This is a genomic window from Intrasporangium sp. (assembly GCF_032907665.1).
GTDB lineage: Bacteria > Actinomycetota > Actinomycetes > Actinomycetales > Dermatophilaceae > Intrasporangium.
The window spans coordinates 16,628-29,214 of the sequence record NZ_JAJJPG010000010.1 but is presented as its reverse complement, the minus strand read 5'-3'; the positions used below and the strand labels follow the sequence as shown (position 1 = coordinate 29,214).

The 12,587-nt window shown below is 71.5% G+C and carries 15 protein-coding genes; 6 read left to right on the top strand and 9 right to left on the bottom strand.

All coding sequences use genetic code 11. From position 1 onward, the window contains the following. Window positions 1-39 precede the first annotated feature (39 nt). The 3 genes from LOY02_RS03125 to LOY02_RS03115 form a co-directional block, all read right to left on the bottom strand. Window positions 40-480 (bottom strand): TA system VapC family ribonuclease toxin, encoded by a 441-nt coding sequence (locus LOY02_RS03125; RefSeq protein WP_317180869.1) that lies wholly within the window; start codon window positions 478-480, stop codon window positions 40-42. Further along, window positions 467-748, bottom strand: a complete 282-nt coding sequence (locus LOY02_RS03120; RefSeq protein ID WP_317180868.1) for a type II toxin-antitoxin system VapB family antitoxin — start codon at window positions 746-748, stop codon at window positions 467-469. The genes LOY02_RS03125 and LOY02_RS03120 overlap by 14 nt, the downstream gene beginning before the upstream one ends. Before the next feature lie 69 nt (window positions 749-817). Continuing rightward, a complete protein-coding gene (locus LOY02_RS03115) occupies window positions 818-1,852 on the bottom strand; it encodes an NAD(P)-dependent alcohol dehydrogenase (RefSeq protein WP_317180867.1) in 1,035 nt (344 codons plus the stop codon). 349 nt (window positions 1,853-2,201) lie between these two features. Here LOY02_RS03115 and LOY02_RS03110 point away from each other — a divergent pair, with 349 nt between their 5' ends. Next, window positions 2,202-2,525, top strand: a complete 324-nt coding sequence (locus LOY02_RS03110) for a hypothetical protein (protein ID WP_317180866.1) — start codon at window positions 2,202-2,204, stop codon at window positions 2,523-2,525. Window positions 2,526-2,586: 61 nt separating this feature from the next. Here LOY02_RS03110 and LOY02_RS03105 read toward each other — a convergent pair whose 3' ends face one another. Continuing rightward, window positions 2,587-3,285 carry a response regulator transcription factor gene (locus tag LOY02_RS03105; RefSeq protein WP_317180865.1) on the bottom strand — a complete coding sequence of 233 codons (699 nt, stop codon included), beginning with the start codon at window positions 3,283-3,285 and terminating at the stop codon, window positions 2,587-2,589. Beyond that, entirely contained in the window at window positions 3,282-5,057 is a 1,776-nt protein-coding gene (locus LOY02_RS03100; protein WP_317180864.1) for a sensor histidine kinase, read from the bottom strand. Before LOY02_RS03100 ends, LOY02_RS03105 begins: the two co-directional genes overlap by 4 nt. A gap of 107 nt (window positions 5,058-5,164) precedes the next feature. On the opposite strand from LOY02_RS03100, the gene LOY02_RS03095 reads away from it, so the two are divergent. Together LOY02_RS03095 and LOY02_RS03090 are read left to right on the top strand one after the other, a co-directional pair. Further along, on the top strand, window positions 5,165-5,368 hold the full coding sequence (locus tag LOY02_RS03095; protein ID WP_317180863.1) for a hypothetical protein: 204 nt from the start codon (window positions 5,165-5,167) through the stop codon (window positions 5,366-5,368). Between the two features lie 43 nt (window positions 5,369-5,411). Then, a complete protein-coding gene (locus tag LOY02_RS03090; protein ID WP_317180862.1) occupies window positions 5,412-6,014 on the top strand; it encodes a hypothetical protein in 603 nt (200 codons plus the stop codon). A gap of 2 nt (window positions 6,015-6,016) precedes the next feature. Here LOY02_RS03090 and LOY02_RS03085 read toward each other — a convergent pair whose 3' ends face one another. The 3 genes from LOY02_RS03085 to LOY02_RS03075 form a co-directional block, all read right to left on the bottom strand. After that, window positions 6,017-6,865, bottom strand: coding sequence for an SMP-30/gluconolactonase/LRE family protein (locus tag LOY02_RS03085; protein WP_317180861.1), 849 nt, complete (start codon window positions 6,863-6,865; stop codon window positions 6,017-6,019). A gap of 87 nt (window positions 6,866-6,952) precedes the next feature. Next, window positions 6,953-7,684 (bottom strand): serine protease, encoded by a 732-nt coding sequence (locus tag LOY02_RS03080; RefSeq protein ID WP_317180860.1) that lies wholly within the window; start codon window positions 7,682-7,684, stop codon window positions 6,953-6,955. Between the two features lie 10 nt (window positions 7,685-7,694). Beyond that, the gene (locus LOY02_RS03075; RefSeq protein ID WP_317180859.1) at window positions 7,695-8,339 is read right to left on the bottom strand and encodes a hypothetical protein; all 645 of its coding nucleotides are present in this window, start codon (window positions 8,337-8,339) and stop codon (window positions 7,695-7,697) included. A gap of 91 nt (window positions 8,340-8,430) precedes the next feature. Between LOY02_RS03075 and LOY02_RS03070 the strand changes: the two genes are divergently transcribed. From LOY02_RS03070 to LOY02_RS03060, 3 genes are read left to right on the top strand one after another with little or no spacing between them, the layout of a single operon-like run. Beyond that, entirely contained in the window at window positions 8,431-9,243 is an 813-nt protein-coding gene (locus LOY02_RS03070) for an adenylate/guanylate cyclase domain-containing protein (RefSeq protein WP_317180858.1), read from the top strand. Window positions 9,244-9,279: 36 nt separating this feature from the next. Further along, the gene (locus tag LOY02_RS03065; protein WP_317180857.1) at window positions 9,280-10,296 is read left to right on the top strand and encodes an ERCC4 domain-containing protein; all 1,017 of its coding nucleotides are present in this window, start codon (window positions 9,280-9,282) and stop codon (window positions 10,294-10,296) included. A gap of 44 nt (window positions 10,297-10,340) precedes the next feature. Beyond that, window positions 10,341-11,789 (top strand): lipase/acyltransferase domain-containing protein, encoded by a 1,449-nt coding sequence (locus LOY02_RS03060; protein WP_317180856.1) that lies wholly within the window; start codon window positions 10,341-10,343, stop codon window positions 11,787-11,789. Between the two features lie 26 nt (window positions 11,790-11,815). On the opposite strand, the gene LOY02_RS03055 is transcribed toward LOY02_RS03060, so the two are convergent. Then, the gene (locus LOY02_RS03055) at window positions 11,816-12,340 is read right to left on the bottom strand and encodes a 2'-5' RNA ligase family protein (RefSeq protein WP_317180855.1); all 525 of its coding nucleotides are present in this window, start codon (window positions 12,338-12,340) and stop codon (window positions 11,816-11,818) included. Window positions 12,341-12,587 lie beyond the last annotated feature (247 nt).

Sequence of the window (12,587 nt, the reverse complement as noted above, 5' to 3'; positions counted from 1 at the left end):
TCCGTTGGCCGCTCCATTGACCCCGCCGGACCGGGCCGATCAGCCTGCTTGGTTCAGCGGGCTGATGGTGCGCAAGGGGGAGAAGCGCGCGAAGCCGCGGTCCACCGTGACGAGACTGGCGCCCAGCTCGAGAGCATGGGCGGCCAAGGCTGCATCAGGGATGTCGTTGCCGCGCAGACGGTGCTCGCTGATGAGCTCGCGCACGAGCGGCCAGTGGTCTGGCCCCGGCCTAACGAGGTGCGCGGCGGGTGCGGACGCCAGCGACTGCGCGAAGGCAAGTGCATCGGCGGGGGACGACGGCTGCCGGAAGACCCTCGGGTGGGTGGCGATCCGGAGCACGGAAGCGAGAACAGGTTCGCTCACCGCGATGCGCTCGCGGCCAATGAGCCGGGGTGCGAGCCAGGCGCTCACCCGTGCCGCGGTCTCCGACTCGGTGGGACGGTAGGCGTAGAGGCAGACGTTGACGTCAAGCAGGAGCATGGTCGGCGTCGCCCCCGTTGAGGTTGTCACCGAGCAGCTCGGCCATGAGCTCCTTGTCCTCGAGGTCGACCCCGGGCAGCAGCCCGGGGTGCTCGGGCGTGAACGTGTGGAGGACGTAGTCGGCACGGCTGGTCGGCTCCGTCGACTCCTCCTCGATGAGCTTGCGCAACGCCTCCTCGAGGACCGAGCCGATGGTGCGGTGCTGACGGGCGGCGATCAGTTTCGCCTCGGCGAGGAGGCGGTCGTCGATGTTGACAGTCGTCCGCACCTGGTCATCATATCATCACGGATCTCGCATCACGATGCGCGCAGGTGGAGCATCATCTCCAGCGCTCCGTCAGGGGACGATGACCGCCCGGCCGCGCAACGTGCCCGCGTGCATCCGCTCGTAGGCCGTCGGGGCGTCGTCGAGCGAGAAGCGCTCGGTCTCGACATGGATGTGACCACTGCGCGCGAGGTCGAGCACCTCGAAGAGCTCACTGCGGCTGCCCCAGTAGGGCGCCCGCACCTGTGTCTCCCAGGGCAGGGAGAAGAAGCCAACCGGGACAGTGCCCGCTCCGACGCCCACGATGACGATCTCGGAGTCGATGTGCGTCATCTTGGCGGCCAGGGCCGTCGTCGGCTCGACGCCGACGAAGTCGAAGACGACGGTCGCACCGCGGCCGCCGTTGAGCGCACGGACCTTCTCGATCGCCGACTCGTCCGAGGTGAAGGCGTGCTGGGCGCCGACGTCCTTGGCGAGCTCGAGCTTGTCGTCCGCGACGTCGAGTGCAACGACCGTCGCTGGCGACAGTGCGCGCAGGATCTGAATGCCCACGTGGCCGAGACCGCCCGCGCCGATGACGACGGCGATCGACCCGGGGATGAGCGCGGGGAGGCTCGGCTTGATCGCGTGGTAGGGCGTCAGGCCGGCGTCGGTGAGGGCAACGTTCTCCACCGGGTCCAGGTCGCCGAGCGGGACGAGGTGACGCTGGTTGTCGACGAGCATGTACTCGGCCATCGCGCCTGGCGCGCCGAGACCGGGCGGCACGATGCCGCGCTCCGCGGCCACGTGGCAGTAGTTCTCCTCGCCCCTGGCGCAGGCCGGGCAGACGCCGCAGCCCCACGGGCCGTAGACCGCCACCGAGTCGCCGACCTGGACGGAGGTCACGCCCGGGCCAACCTCGTCCACGATCCCCGCCCCCTCGTGCCCGAGCGTGAGCGGGAGGCCGTAGACGTACTGGTCCTCGGGCAGGCTCATGATGAACTCGTCGGAGTGGCAGGCGCCCGCGGCGGTCACCTTGAGCAGCACCTCCCCGGGGCCGGGCGTGGGCTTCTCGACCTCCATGATGCGCGGGGGCTGGCCGATCTCGACGTATTGCAGAGCCTTCATGGGTCGTCCTCCGTGTGCCTCGTGGGTTCAGTGCGGTGACTTGACTTGACGCTAACGTGCCCGCGGGGTCCCGTCTCGCAAAGCCGCCTCCTCGGAGGGTCTCGGGGAGGGTCGGATCACGGGCCTGGATGGCGTCCCCGGAGGCCCCGACACTCACGCACTGACCCGCCACACGGGTCAGTGCGTGAGTCTCTCGCGACCGCGACGCTGCTGGTTCGCCGGGAGCCGGCCCAGCGGCATACGACAGCGGCATACGACACAGGCATGCGACACAGGATTGTGAGCATCAGGACCTTTGGACCTGCAGGTCGCCTCGTGGGGTGGCACAGTCGTGGGAGGAGGTGGTCCCATGGGGAGGACCAGGAGTCGCGTGGGGCGGCTCGCGCTGGCGGGCGCACTCGTCGTCGTGCTGGCGGGGTGCGCGGCGACCGGCAACGAGCTGGCGCGCACAGGCTCGGACGTCGGGTTCTGGCTCGGCCTGTGGCACGGCTTCATCACGCCGGTGACCTTCATCGTCTCGCTCTTCAACGACAGCGTCGGCATCTACGAGGTGCGCAACAACGGCGGGTGGTACGACGCCGGCTTCATGATCGGGGTGTCGTTCGTCTTCGGCTCGGTCCTCGGCGGCTCCGGAGCGGCCCGGTCGGCGCGCGGCGGGCGCACGACTGACTGAGTCGCGCACATGAGTCGACGGTCCTGAACTGCCACCGGTCGGCCCCATTCGGGGCCGTCGATCAGCGGGAGGCCGCTCGCAGGTACTGGATGGCGGCCCGCACGCGCCGGTTCGAGGCGAGGTCGTCGCCGTCGAGGTCGAGGGCGCGGAAGATCCGGGCCACGTGGGACTCGACGGTCTTGACCGACAGGAACAGCTCCTCGCTGATCCCGGCGTTGGACCGGCCCTCTGCGATGAGGGCGAGCACGTCCCGCTCCCGCGGCGACAGGCGGTCGACGGGGTCGTGCGGCCGCCTCGAGGCGAGCATCGCAGCCACGACCTCTGGATCGACGGCGACCCCTCCGTCGGCGACCCGGTGCAGTGCCTCGACGAGATGCCCGACGTCGTCGACCCGGTCCTTGAGGAGGTAGCCCACGCCACTCGGAGCCGAGGCGAGGAACTTCTCGAGCCAGACGGGCTCGACATATGTCGACAGGACGAGCGAAGCCGTGCGCGGCTCCCGCTCGCGGATCTCGATCGCGGCGCGGAGCCCCTCGTCGGTGTGCGTGGGAGGCATTCGGACATCGATGACCGCCACGTCCGGCACGGTCTCGTCCACCGCGGCGAGCAGAGCAGGCGCGTCGCCGACCGACGCGACGACCCCGACGCCCGCGGCCTCGAGGAGCAGTCGCAGGCCGTCCCGGAAGATGCCGGAGTCGTCGGCCAGCGCGACGCGCAACCCCGGCGACCCACCCGTGGCACTCGTGACGGAACCCGTCATGTCGGCAGCCAGACGCTGAGGCGGGTTCCGTCGCCGACCGGACTCGACACGTCGAAGTCCCCGCCGAGGGCTGTGACCCGATCACGCAGTCCGCGCAGGCCGCGTCCGGCAGGCGTCGCACCACCGACCCCGTCATCAGCCACGGCGAGCCGCAACCCGGTCGGCTCGGACGCCTGCCCGGCCTCGACGGTGATGGTCCCGGCCCCGGAGTGCTTCACGGCATTCGCGAGGCCCTCGGCGACGACGAAGTAGGCAGCCGACTCGACGTCCGGTTCCAGCCGCAGGCCCCTCCGCAGTGGCTCGTCGAGCTCGAGCCTCACCCTCGGGTCGACCCGGACGAGCCGCTCCAGGGCAGCGACGAGGCCGCCCTGGCTCAACGCCCCGGGGTGGATGCCATGTGCGAGGCGGCGCAGCTCCGACAGCGCCGTCGACAGCTGGCCGCGGGCCTCCTCGACCGCGGCCCGCACGTGCTCCGGCTCCGCGAGCAGACGGGCCCGCGACAGGGTCGTCGACACGGCCAGCAGCTGCTGCTGTGCGCCGTCGTGCAGGTCGCGCTCCAGTCTCCTCCGCTCCGCGAGGCCGGCCTCCACGATGCGCGCCTGCGACGCCGTCAGCTCGACGAGGTGGGCCTCCCGCTCCACCGCGAGCCGGGTGTTCTCGAGCACGAGCGCCGCCGCCCTGACCGCCACCCTCACGCGACCCGGATCCGTCAGCGCATCATCCGCCAGGTCGATCGCACCGACCACGTCTGCGCCATCTGCCTGACCACGCCCACAGAGGAGCTCCCAGTGCCGACCCGGCCCAGCGGCATACGGCGGATCAGCTTGACCGTCAGGGGAACCTGGCGTTTCCACCCCCCTCACGTCGAGCCACGACGACGGCTGGCGGAAGAAGACGCGCAGCCCGGGGTCGCCGAGCTCAGCGGCGAGCACGGCCTGCACGCCGTGCGCGTCACCCGCGCTCGCCGTCAGCCGCTCGACGAGTGACCCGCGGTGCATGACGGACCAGACCGCGACCGTGAGCACACCGAGCGGCATCAGCAGGAGCAGGACGTTCTGCACGACGTAGGCCGCCGTGGACAGACCCTCTGAGGTGACACCGCGCACCCCACCCAGCGGCACCGCGATGCTCAACCCGATCCCCGCGGCCGAGACGACGCGCGCGGGCAGCCGTGCGAGCCCGTGCGCGGCGCGCCAGCGACGGACGAACGCGACGATGCTGAGGAGCCCGAGCACCGCGAGCATGTAGGGCTCGACGCCCAGCATGGCGTCGCTGAGGCCGCGCGACTCCAGACCCGGATAGGTCCACCACCGGGCCGGCCCGTCGTAGCCTCCCCACGCCGGGTTCCAGGTGGGGACGGAGACGGCGCGCCAGAGGATCACGCCGATCCACACCGCACCGACGACAAGTCGGCCGAGTCGATCGAGGCTGGCCCCGGGGAAGGTGAGCAGCACGGGCAGGATGAAACCGATCGGCAGCCAGTGGAGAGCGAAGCCGATCATGCCGGCATGACCCCAGGACTCGAAGGTCGCGGAGCTGAGGTTGGACAGGCCGATCGCGAGCACGCCCAGCCCGAGCAGGGCTGCCGCGCGGCGGTACTCGCGGGACGTCGCGAGCAGACCGGCCGACACAGCGAGCGCTACCTGGGAGCCGAGGGCAACAAGGTCGGGCGGCTCGAAACCATCGGCCCACATCATGGCGGCGGGGAGCAGGGCAGCCGCGAGGAGCACCGTCACTGCCATGACGGCCACCGGGGCGAGTCCGCGCCTCACATCTCCAGTGTGGGACTTGACGGCCCGACGCGCCTCAGGGTTGACCCTCATTGACGGCCGGGCCAGCCCGGATGACGTGACCAGCAGTCACCCGCGACGCTGGGGCCATGCCCATCCCGACAGTTCCCCGCAGCGCCCCGGCGGGTGAGCAGCTGCTTCGCCCGGGCCTGCCCTTCCTCGTCGGTCTCGTCGTGGCCGTCGCCCTGGTGCTGGCCATCGTCGTGGCCGTGGCCGTGGGACCTGCGCCGACGGGCCGGATCCTCGCCCCCGGACACGACCGCCTGCCCGGCCTGCCCTCGGCACACGTCTGACCCCGGCGGTGCAGGACGTCAGCGGGATGGGCACAATCGGTGGATGAGCCAGACGGACAATGAGGACCGGTTCGTGTCCCCGACGGTGGGCAAGAAGTTCTGGGTGAAGCATGCCTACGACGTCCTCGTCGAGACCGCCGGCCGCTACGACGCCGTGATCACCTACTCAGACCTGGCCGAGGAGGTGCAGCGACGGTCCGGGCTCCACACGACCGCCCAGCTGCGCAACTGGGTCGGCGACCTCCTCAAGATGATCGCGCAGGCCAACCACCTGCGCGGCGAGCCGCCCCTGACCTCACTCGTCGTCCACAAGCAGGACGGGCACGTCGGTGCCGGCTACGACGAGGTCCTGCGCCTCGCCGGACGGGCGCCGATCCCCGACGAGGACGAGCGCGAGAACCATGCCGCGGCCGCCCGCCTCGAGTGCTACCGCCGGTGGAGCGACGACGTGCCGGCGGATGCCCAGCCGACCTTGGTCACCCGGGCTCGGCCGACCCGCACGTCGACCGCGACCCGCACGTCATCCGGCCGCGCGCCGGCCCCGGGCCACCCGCCGTCGAGGTCGCGTGAGGAGCGTCGCGGCAGCATCTGTCCCACGTGCTTCATGGAGATGCCGGTCGCCGGTCCCTGCCCCAACTGCGCCTGACGTCAGCCGGTGGCTGCGGGGGCCGGCGCTGCCGTCGCGAAGACGGCACCGTCCCAGTTGGTGTGCGTGGCGAAGTTCTCGGGGCCGGGCCAGTGCGCGCCGACGACGAACAACGCCGGCCGGCCGTCCCGCCTTCCCAGAGCGCAGGCGAAGGCGCCGCGGTCGAGCTCGACGGCATCGAGGCGTTTCCCTCCCTCGGCCACCCGGACACAGACCTGGCTGGCCACGTCTGCGTACCAGATCGCCCCGTCGGCATCGGCACAGATGCCGTCAGGGAAGTGTCCGGGCACCTCGGCCCAGACACGGCGGTTCTCCAGCGCGCCGTTCGCGGCCACGTCGAACGCCGTGAGTCGGCCGCGGTAGGACTCCGCGACGACGAGCGTGCGACCACCGTCGAGCAGGGTCATGCCGTTGGGGAAGTCGAGGTCGTCCGCGACGACGCGAGCCTGCCCGTCCGCAGTCGCGAGAGCGACGAACCCGGGCGCCGCCTGACCTTCGGGCGTCATCGTGCCGAAGTCGCAGTTGATGTTGTTGACGTAGGCGTTGCCGTTCGCGTCGATGACGAGGTCGTTGCTGCCGTACGTCGACAGGTGGCTGAGGTCGGCATGGTCGACGAGCTGCCCGTCGACGAGACGCACCAGCGCCCGCCGTGGCCCGGAGGCGATGACGAGGTCTCCGTCGGGCAGGAAGTCGAAGCACAGCGGCATCGACGGGTGTGCCAGCACCGTCGCGCATCGGCCCTCGGCGTCGATGGTGTTGATCCGTCCTGCAGTCCAGTCCGCGAACCAGAGGCGGTCGTCATGCCAGCGCGGGGACTCCACGAGTCCGTGCCCGCTCGTGAGGATGTGCACGGTCGTTCCTTTCGTCGGCGAGCTCCCCGGCGGAGCTCTCACCCCCTACACGAACGTGCCCGCGCCGGATCGACCGCTCACGGTCCGTCATTCGTCGCAGTCGGTCGCGTCCGTGAAGGACTCCGGCTCGTCGAGCACCTCCTTGAGCACCTCGATCGGCACGGCGTAGTTGCGGCCCGGCCCGCTCGAGGCATAGACGACGCCGACGAGCTCGCCGGTGATGTCGACGAGCGGGCTGCCGGAGCTGCCGTGCTCGACGGGGGCGGAGTTGAGCAGCATGGGGAAGTCCGACTTCGCGATGGGATCGGCGCGGTAGCCGAGCACCTGCCCGCTCGTCGTCGTCAGCGGTCCCCCCGACGGATACCCGATGGCGTTCACGGTCTGCCCCACCTCGGGGTTCGCGGGCGCGAGCGTGATCGAGGCCGGCAGCCGCTCCTTCGTCCGGACGATCGCCAGGTCGGCGACCGTGGCCGCGCCGGACGTGCGCACGTCGATGTCCTTCCCGTCGAAGGTGCTCACCTCGAGCGTCGTCGCGCCGGCCACGACGTGCCGGTTCGTCACGAGCACCCGGTCGCCGATCGCGAAACCCGAGCCGGTCCGCACTCCCCCGCACCCGATGTTGCGGATCCGCAGGGCCGCCCGCTCGAGGTCGGTGAAGCCCTCGAGCGTCGGTTCCCCCGCCTCCAGGTCGAGCGAGCGCGTCGGCACGACCGGCAGCACCGTCGCCACCCGCGGCTCGGGGGGCGCGACCGGCGCGAGCTCCCCACAGGATGCCGAGGTCGCAACGACGAGGACGGCCGCCACGACGGGCGGCACCACGTGCCGCACGTCAGTCGCCTTCCAGCCAGCTGACGAAGGCATCGCTCGCCGACTGCGCCTCGTCACACCCCTCGTTGATCTCCTCGGCGACCCCGAGGACGACAGAGATGTCGTAGCGGTCGATGTCGATGAGGTAGTCCTGCAGCTCCTGGAGCCCGGCGACGCACTGGTCGAGCTGGAGCGCCACGTTCCTCGACCGCTCGACGGCCGAGCCGAGCGCGCCGACGGTGTCCGCCGCCTGTGCCTTCTCGTCGGCGAGGTCGCGGATCCGCTCCGACGCCGCGTCGTACTGCTCGGTAACCTCCTCTAGTGCGGCCTTCGTCTCCGCGAGCGCCGCCTGAGACGTGTCGAGCAGCCCCTGGACCTGCTGGCGCTGCGCGGTCATCTCCCCCAGCTCGGCCCCGAGCTGCTCGGCCGTGACCTTCCACTCCCGGGCCGAGTTGTTGGAGTAGACGTATGCCGCTGCGCCCGCTGCCAGCGCCAGCACGAGCAGGCTCGTGGTGGCGACCAGGGCGAGGCGGGTGCGGTCGCGCCGCTGCTTCGGTGGCGTCGTGACGTAGGGCGGCACGAACGGCTCAGTGTCCGTCTTCCGGTTCCGGTGCGGGTCAGGTTCCTCGTCGCGCTCCCAGGCGAAGAGGTCGGTGGAGTCCCCCATACCGGACATCGTGGCTCAGGTCGGGCCCATCCGTCCCGGGTTTCCACACGGAGCCCGCACCTCGTGCCCGGCGCGGCGTAGCCTCGACCGCATGGGCGGACCCGATCCCACGTGGACCCCCGAGATGGTGCGGCAGTACATGACCGGGGAGTACCCCGGCATGGCCGAACAGCGCCGGCGGTTCCAGCGCATCCCGTCGGAGCCGCGGTGCAAGCTGTGCATGGTCCCCTTCGGTGGCATCGGCGGTGCGGCCTTCCGGGTGGTCGGTTTCGGCCGCTCGTCGAACCCCATGCTGTGCTCCAAGTGCACCACCGAGCTGGGTCGGAGCGGCCTCACCGGGGTCGAGATCCCCTGCACGCTGCTGTTCACCGACGTGCGCGGCTCGACGTCGCTCGCCGAGCGGATGCGGCCCACCGACTTCCACGCCTTCCTCGACCGCTTCTACAAGGTCGCGACCCGGGCCATCGTCGATCATGACGGAATCGTCGACAAGCTCGTCGGCGACGAGGTCATCGGCCTCTTCTTCGGCGGTGTGAGCGGCCCCGACCACGCCGGAGCCGGGATCCGGGCCGCCCTCGACCTGGCCGACAGGGCTGCCGACCCCGAGGCCACGGTCTCGGGCCCCATCCCCGTCGGCACGGCCGTCCACACCGGTGACGCCTTCGTGGGCGCTTCGGGAGCCGACGGGTCCGTCGAGGACTTCACCGCACTGGGCGATGCGGTCAACGCAGCGGCCCGCCTCGCCTCGACCGCCGCCACCGGTGAGGTGCTCGTCAGCTGCGCGTCCGCCGTGGCGGCCCACGTGCCCGTCGATGACTGCGAGCATCGGGTGCTCGAGCTCCGTGGGCGCAGTGAGCCGATCGAGGTCGTCGTGCTGCGCCACGCCTCCAGCGCACCCGGCTGACCGCCACGCCGAAGGACCGTGCGGCAGACTGGATCCGTGCCGGACGACTTCCTCGTGGCCCGCAACCCGGAGGAGGGCAGCTCCCTGCCCTACCTCGTGCGGATCCCCCTCGGCCCGGACGGGATCGTGCTCAAGGCGCGCGAGACCTGGCCGCGAACGAGCAAGGTCTACTGCCACCGCGCCGAGGCGTGGCCGGCCGACGCGCAGATCGTCGAACGCGTCCCCACCCGCGTCTGCACGAGTCGCGGCGCCGCGATCGACCTCGTCCTCGACCGGGGCCGCGAGAACCGCTCCCAGTTCGTCCTCGCCCGGGCCAAGGGCCGCCAGGTCATCTTCTGGCAGACCCCGCGCACGGCCAAGCAGGCCCGTCCCAACGTCCGGATCCCCACGGCACGGCCGCGCATCGGCGACGGCCCACCCGACCCGGCCCCGGCGCCCCTGGAGATCCTTGTCGACCCGTACGAGCGCTACGCGTGGAGGTTCAGCCGCCAGCAGGCGACCACCCGCAAGGCGCCCCTGGCCGTCGGGGACTATGCGGTCGAGCTGGACGGCCGCGTGGTGGCAGCCGTCGAGCGCAAGTCACTCCAGGACCTCTCCTCGAGCCTGCTGAACGGGAAGCTCAGGTTCGCCCTTGGCGAGCTCAGCGGCCTGCGGCACGGTGCGGTCGTCGTGGAGGACCGGTACTCCCGCGTCTTCACCCTCGAGCACGTCCGGCCTGCGGCGGTCGCAGACGCGATCGCGGAGAGCCAGGCTCGCTATCCCACCGTGCCGATCCTCTTCTGCGAAACGAGGGCGCTCGCCCAGGAGTGGACGTACCGCTTCCTCACCGCCGCCCTGCACGAGGCCCGGCTCGAGCACGGTGCCGCGTTCCACCTCGACGAGCTCGAGGCCGCCGGACCGGTGCCCCCGCGCGAGCCGACGACGGCCGAGGTGCGGGCCTGGGCCCTCGCCGCCGGCCTGCCCGTCAGCGACCGCGGCCGGCTGCGCCCGGAGGTGTGGGACGCCTACCGGGACGGGCACCGAGCCGAACGCCCCGACGCACGCGGGCCTTGAGCGAACCGGTCACATCCGGCGGCGTCGCGTGCCACCGTTGACCCATGGGGGCGAACCAGAGCAACGCAGATGTCGTCGTCGTCCTGCCCGGGATCATGGGCAGCACCCTCGGGGTGCGCGGCAGGGACGGCTCGCCGGCGGCCGACAACCTCTTCTGGGCGCCGTCCGGCGGCGCGGTCTGGAAGCTGCTCACCCGGCGGGACAGCATCCTCGACCACGAGCTGCCCGAGGGCATCGGTGACGCACATCCCGAGGACGGCGTGGAGCCGGTCGCGCTGATGCCGGACGTCCACGCGATCCCGGGCATCTGGACCCCGCTCAAGGGTTACGACGTCCTCGTCGACCACCTGCGGTCCCTCGGCTACCGCGAACCGACGGGCGACCGGCCCGGCAACCTCGTCCTCGCGCCCTATGACTGGCGCCTCTCGAACCGCTTCAACGGTGAGCGCCTCGGCACTCTCGTCGAGCCGGTCCTCGACCGCTGGCGCGCGCAAGGTGGGCACTACGCCGACGCCCGGCTCGTCTTCGTGTGCCACTCGATGGGCGGCCTCGTGGCGCGCTGGTACGTCGAGAAGCGCGGAGGTCACGAGGTGACGCGCAAGCTCATCACCCTCGGCACGCCCTGGCGGGGCGCCACCAATGCGGTGGAGCAGCTCGTCAACGGGGTGCGCAAGGGCGTCGGCCCGCTGTCCATCAACCTCACGAGCTTCGCCCGCAGCCTGCCGTCCCTGCACCAGCTCATGCCCGAGTTCGCCTGCATCGCGAACGGGTCGGGCTACCTCAAGACGACCGAGACGACCGTGCCGGAGCTGCGGACCGAGATGGTGGCGGACGCGATGGCCTTCCACACCGAGCTGCAGGAGGCCGAGCGGGGCCGCGCCGACAGCCGCGGGATGGCGCACCTCGTCGTCGGGATCCGCCAGCCGACCAACACCACCGTCCGGTTCGCCGACGGCCGCGCCACGGTGTCCGAGTCGTTCGGGGCGGAGAACGACTATGGCGACGGGACGGTCCCGCTGGCCGGGGCCATCGGCCATGACGAGCGGCTCGACACCAACATCGCCGTGCGCGTGCCGGAGAACCACAGCGCCCTGCAGTGCAACCGCTTCGTGCTCGACCAGGTCCAGGAGCTTCTCACGGCCAAGCCGGTCCGCCGCCGGGACCTGTCGTCGGTGTCCGTCCGCGCCCGAGTGCCCGACCTCGTCGTCGAGGGCGAGTCGCTCGACGTCGACGTCGACACCGAGGTCGACGCGGAAACCGGGCCGCTCGGAGCCGGGCCGCCCTCGTCCCTCGAGGTGACGGTCCACTCGGAGCAGGGCACGGTCCTGGGTCGGGAGGTGGTCAGTGTCGGGGGCGAGGGCTCGGGTCGGGCATCGTTCCGGGACCTGCCCCCCGGGACGCACACCGTGACGATCTCCGGGACCAGCCCCTCCGCCGGGGTCCGGCCCGTGACGTCGTCGACGATGATCTGGCCCGGCGACGCTCCCGCCTGACGCACTGTCGGTCTGCGACGACCTGGTCAGGGCACGCCGGGCAGCGGCCAGATCTGTCCCGTCGAGCTGTCGACGAGTGCGGCCCGCTCGATCGTGCCGGTGAGAGGCAGGACGTCGGCCACCTCCTTGACGACCACCACAAGTCCCGTGCCCGTGGCGCGGGTCGCGAGGGAGACGTGCGGCACCCAACGGCCAGGGGCGTAGTGCCGGTGCAACAAGCCGCCCGCCTCCCGGACCGCCGCCGCCACCGCCTCCTGCCGGGCCGTGACATCGGCGGGCACGGCGGGCGCGAGCGCCGCCCGGCCCCGGGGGAAGGCCACCGTCCCCTGGAAGCTCACCTCGAAACCCCCCTTGTCCGGCAGGTCCTCCATGGCTGACCGGACCACGCCGAGGTCCCACTCGAGCAGGACGGCATACGAGAGGTGCGGCAGGTGGCGGCCGTGGGTGTGCGACTCGAGTGTGCGGATCCCCTTCTCCTCCAGACGCGCCCACAGCTCGCGGATCAGCCGGTCGGTCCTCGGGTCGAAGAGGAGGCACACTGCCAGAGCCATCCCCATAGCCTCCGACATCCGGCGAGGCGGCGAAAGTCCAGCGCTCGGTGTGTCGCCCCCGGTCCGGTGCGTCGGTGCCCGGCAGCGTTTCGCCGTCCCCGGGGCACCCATGCCCCTCACGCACTGACCCGTCAGGCGGGTCAGTGCGTGAGCCCCGCGGGGTTGTCGTGGGCGCTCACTCCGGGCGCGTCGAGGCGCACCCAGGGCTGACTGAGAGGCTTACCGAGAGCCTTACCGAGAGCCTTAC

Excerpts from the sequence above, each read along its gene's own strand:
- LOY02_RS03125 (WP_317180869.1), bottom strand. The coding sequence starts at position 480 with ATGCTCCTGCTTGACGTCAACGTCTGCCTCTACGCCTACCGTCCCACC.
- LOY02_RS03115 (WP_317180867.1), bottom strand. The coding sequence starts at position 1,852 with ATGAAGGCTCTGCAATACGTCGAGATCGGCCAGCCCCCGCGCATCATG.
- LOY02_RS03110 (WP_317180866.1), top strand. The coding sequence starts at position 2,202 with ATGGGGAGGACCAGGAGTCGCGTGGGGCGGCTCGCGCTGGCGGGCGCA.
- LOY02_RS03105 (WP_317180865.1), bottom strand. The coding sequence starts at position 3,285 with ATGACGGGTTCCGTCACGAGTGCCACGGGTGGGTCGCCGGGGTTGCGC.
- LOY02_RS03095 (WP_317180863.1), top strand. The coding sequence starts at position 5,165 with ATGCCCATCCCGACAGTTCCCCGCAGCGCCCCGGCGGGTGAGCAGCTG.
- LOY02_RS03090 (WP_317180862.1), top strand. The coding sequence starts at position 5,412 with ATGAGCCAGACGGACAATGAGGACCGGTTCGTGTCCCCGACGGTGGGC.
- LOY02_RS03075 (WP_317180859.1), bottom strand. The coding sequence starts at position 8,339 with ATGGGGGACTCCACCGACCTCTTCGCCTGGGAGCGCGACGAGGAACCT.
- LOY02_RS03070 (WP_317180858.1), top strand. The coding sequence starts at position 8,431 with ATGGGCGGACCCGATCCCACGTGGACCCCCGAGATGGTGCGGCAGTAC.
- LOY02_RS03060 (WP_317180856.1), top strand. The coding sequence starts at position 10,341 with ATGGGGGCGAACCAGAGCAACGCAGATGTCGTCGTCGTCCTGCCCGGG.
- LOY02_RS03055 (WP_317180855.1), bottom strand. The coding sequence starts at position 12,340 with ATGGCTCTGGCAGTGTGCCTCCTCTTCGACCCGAGGACCGACCGGCTG.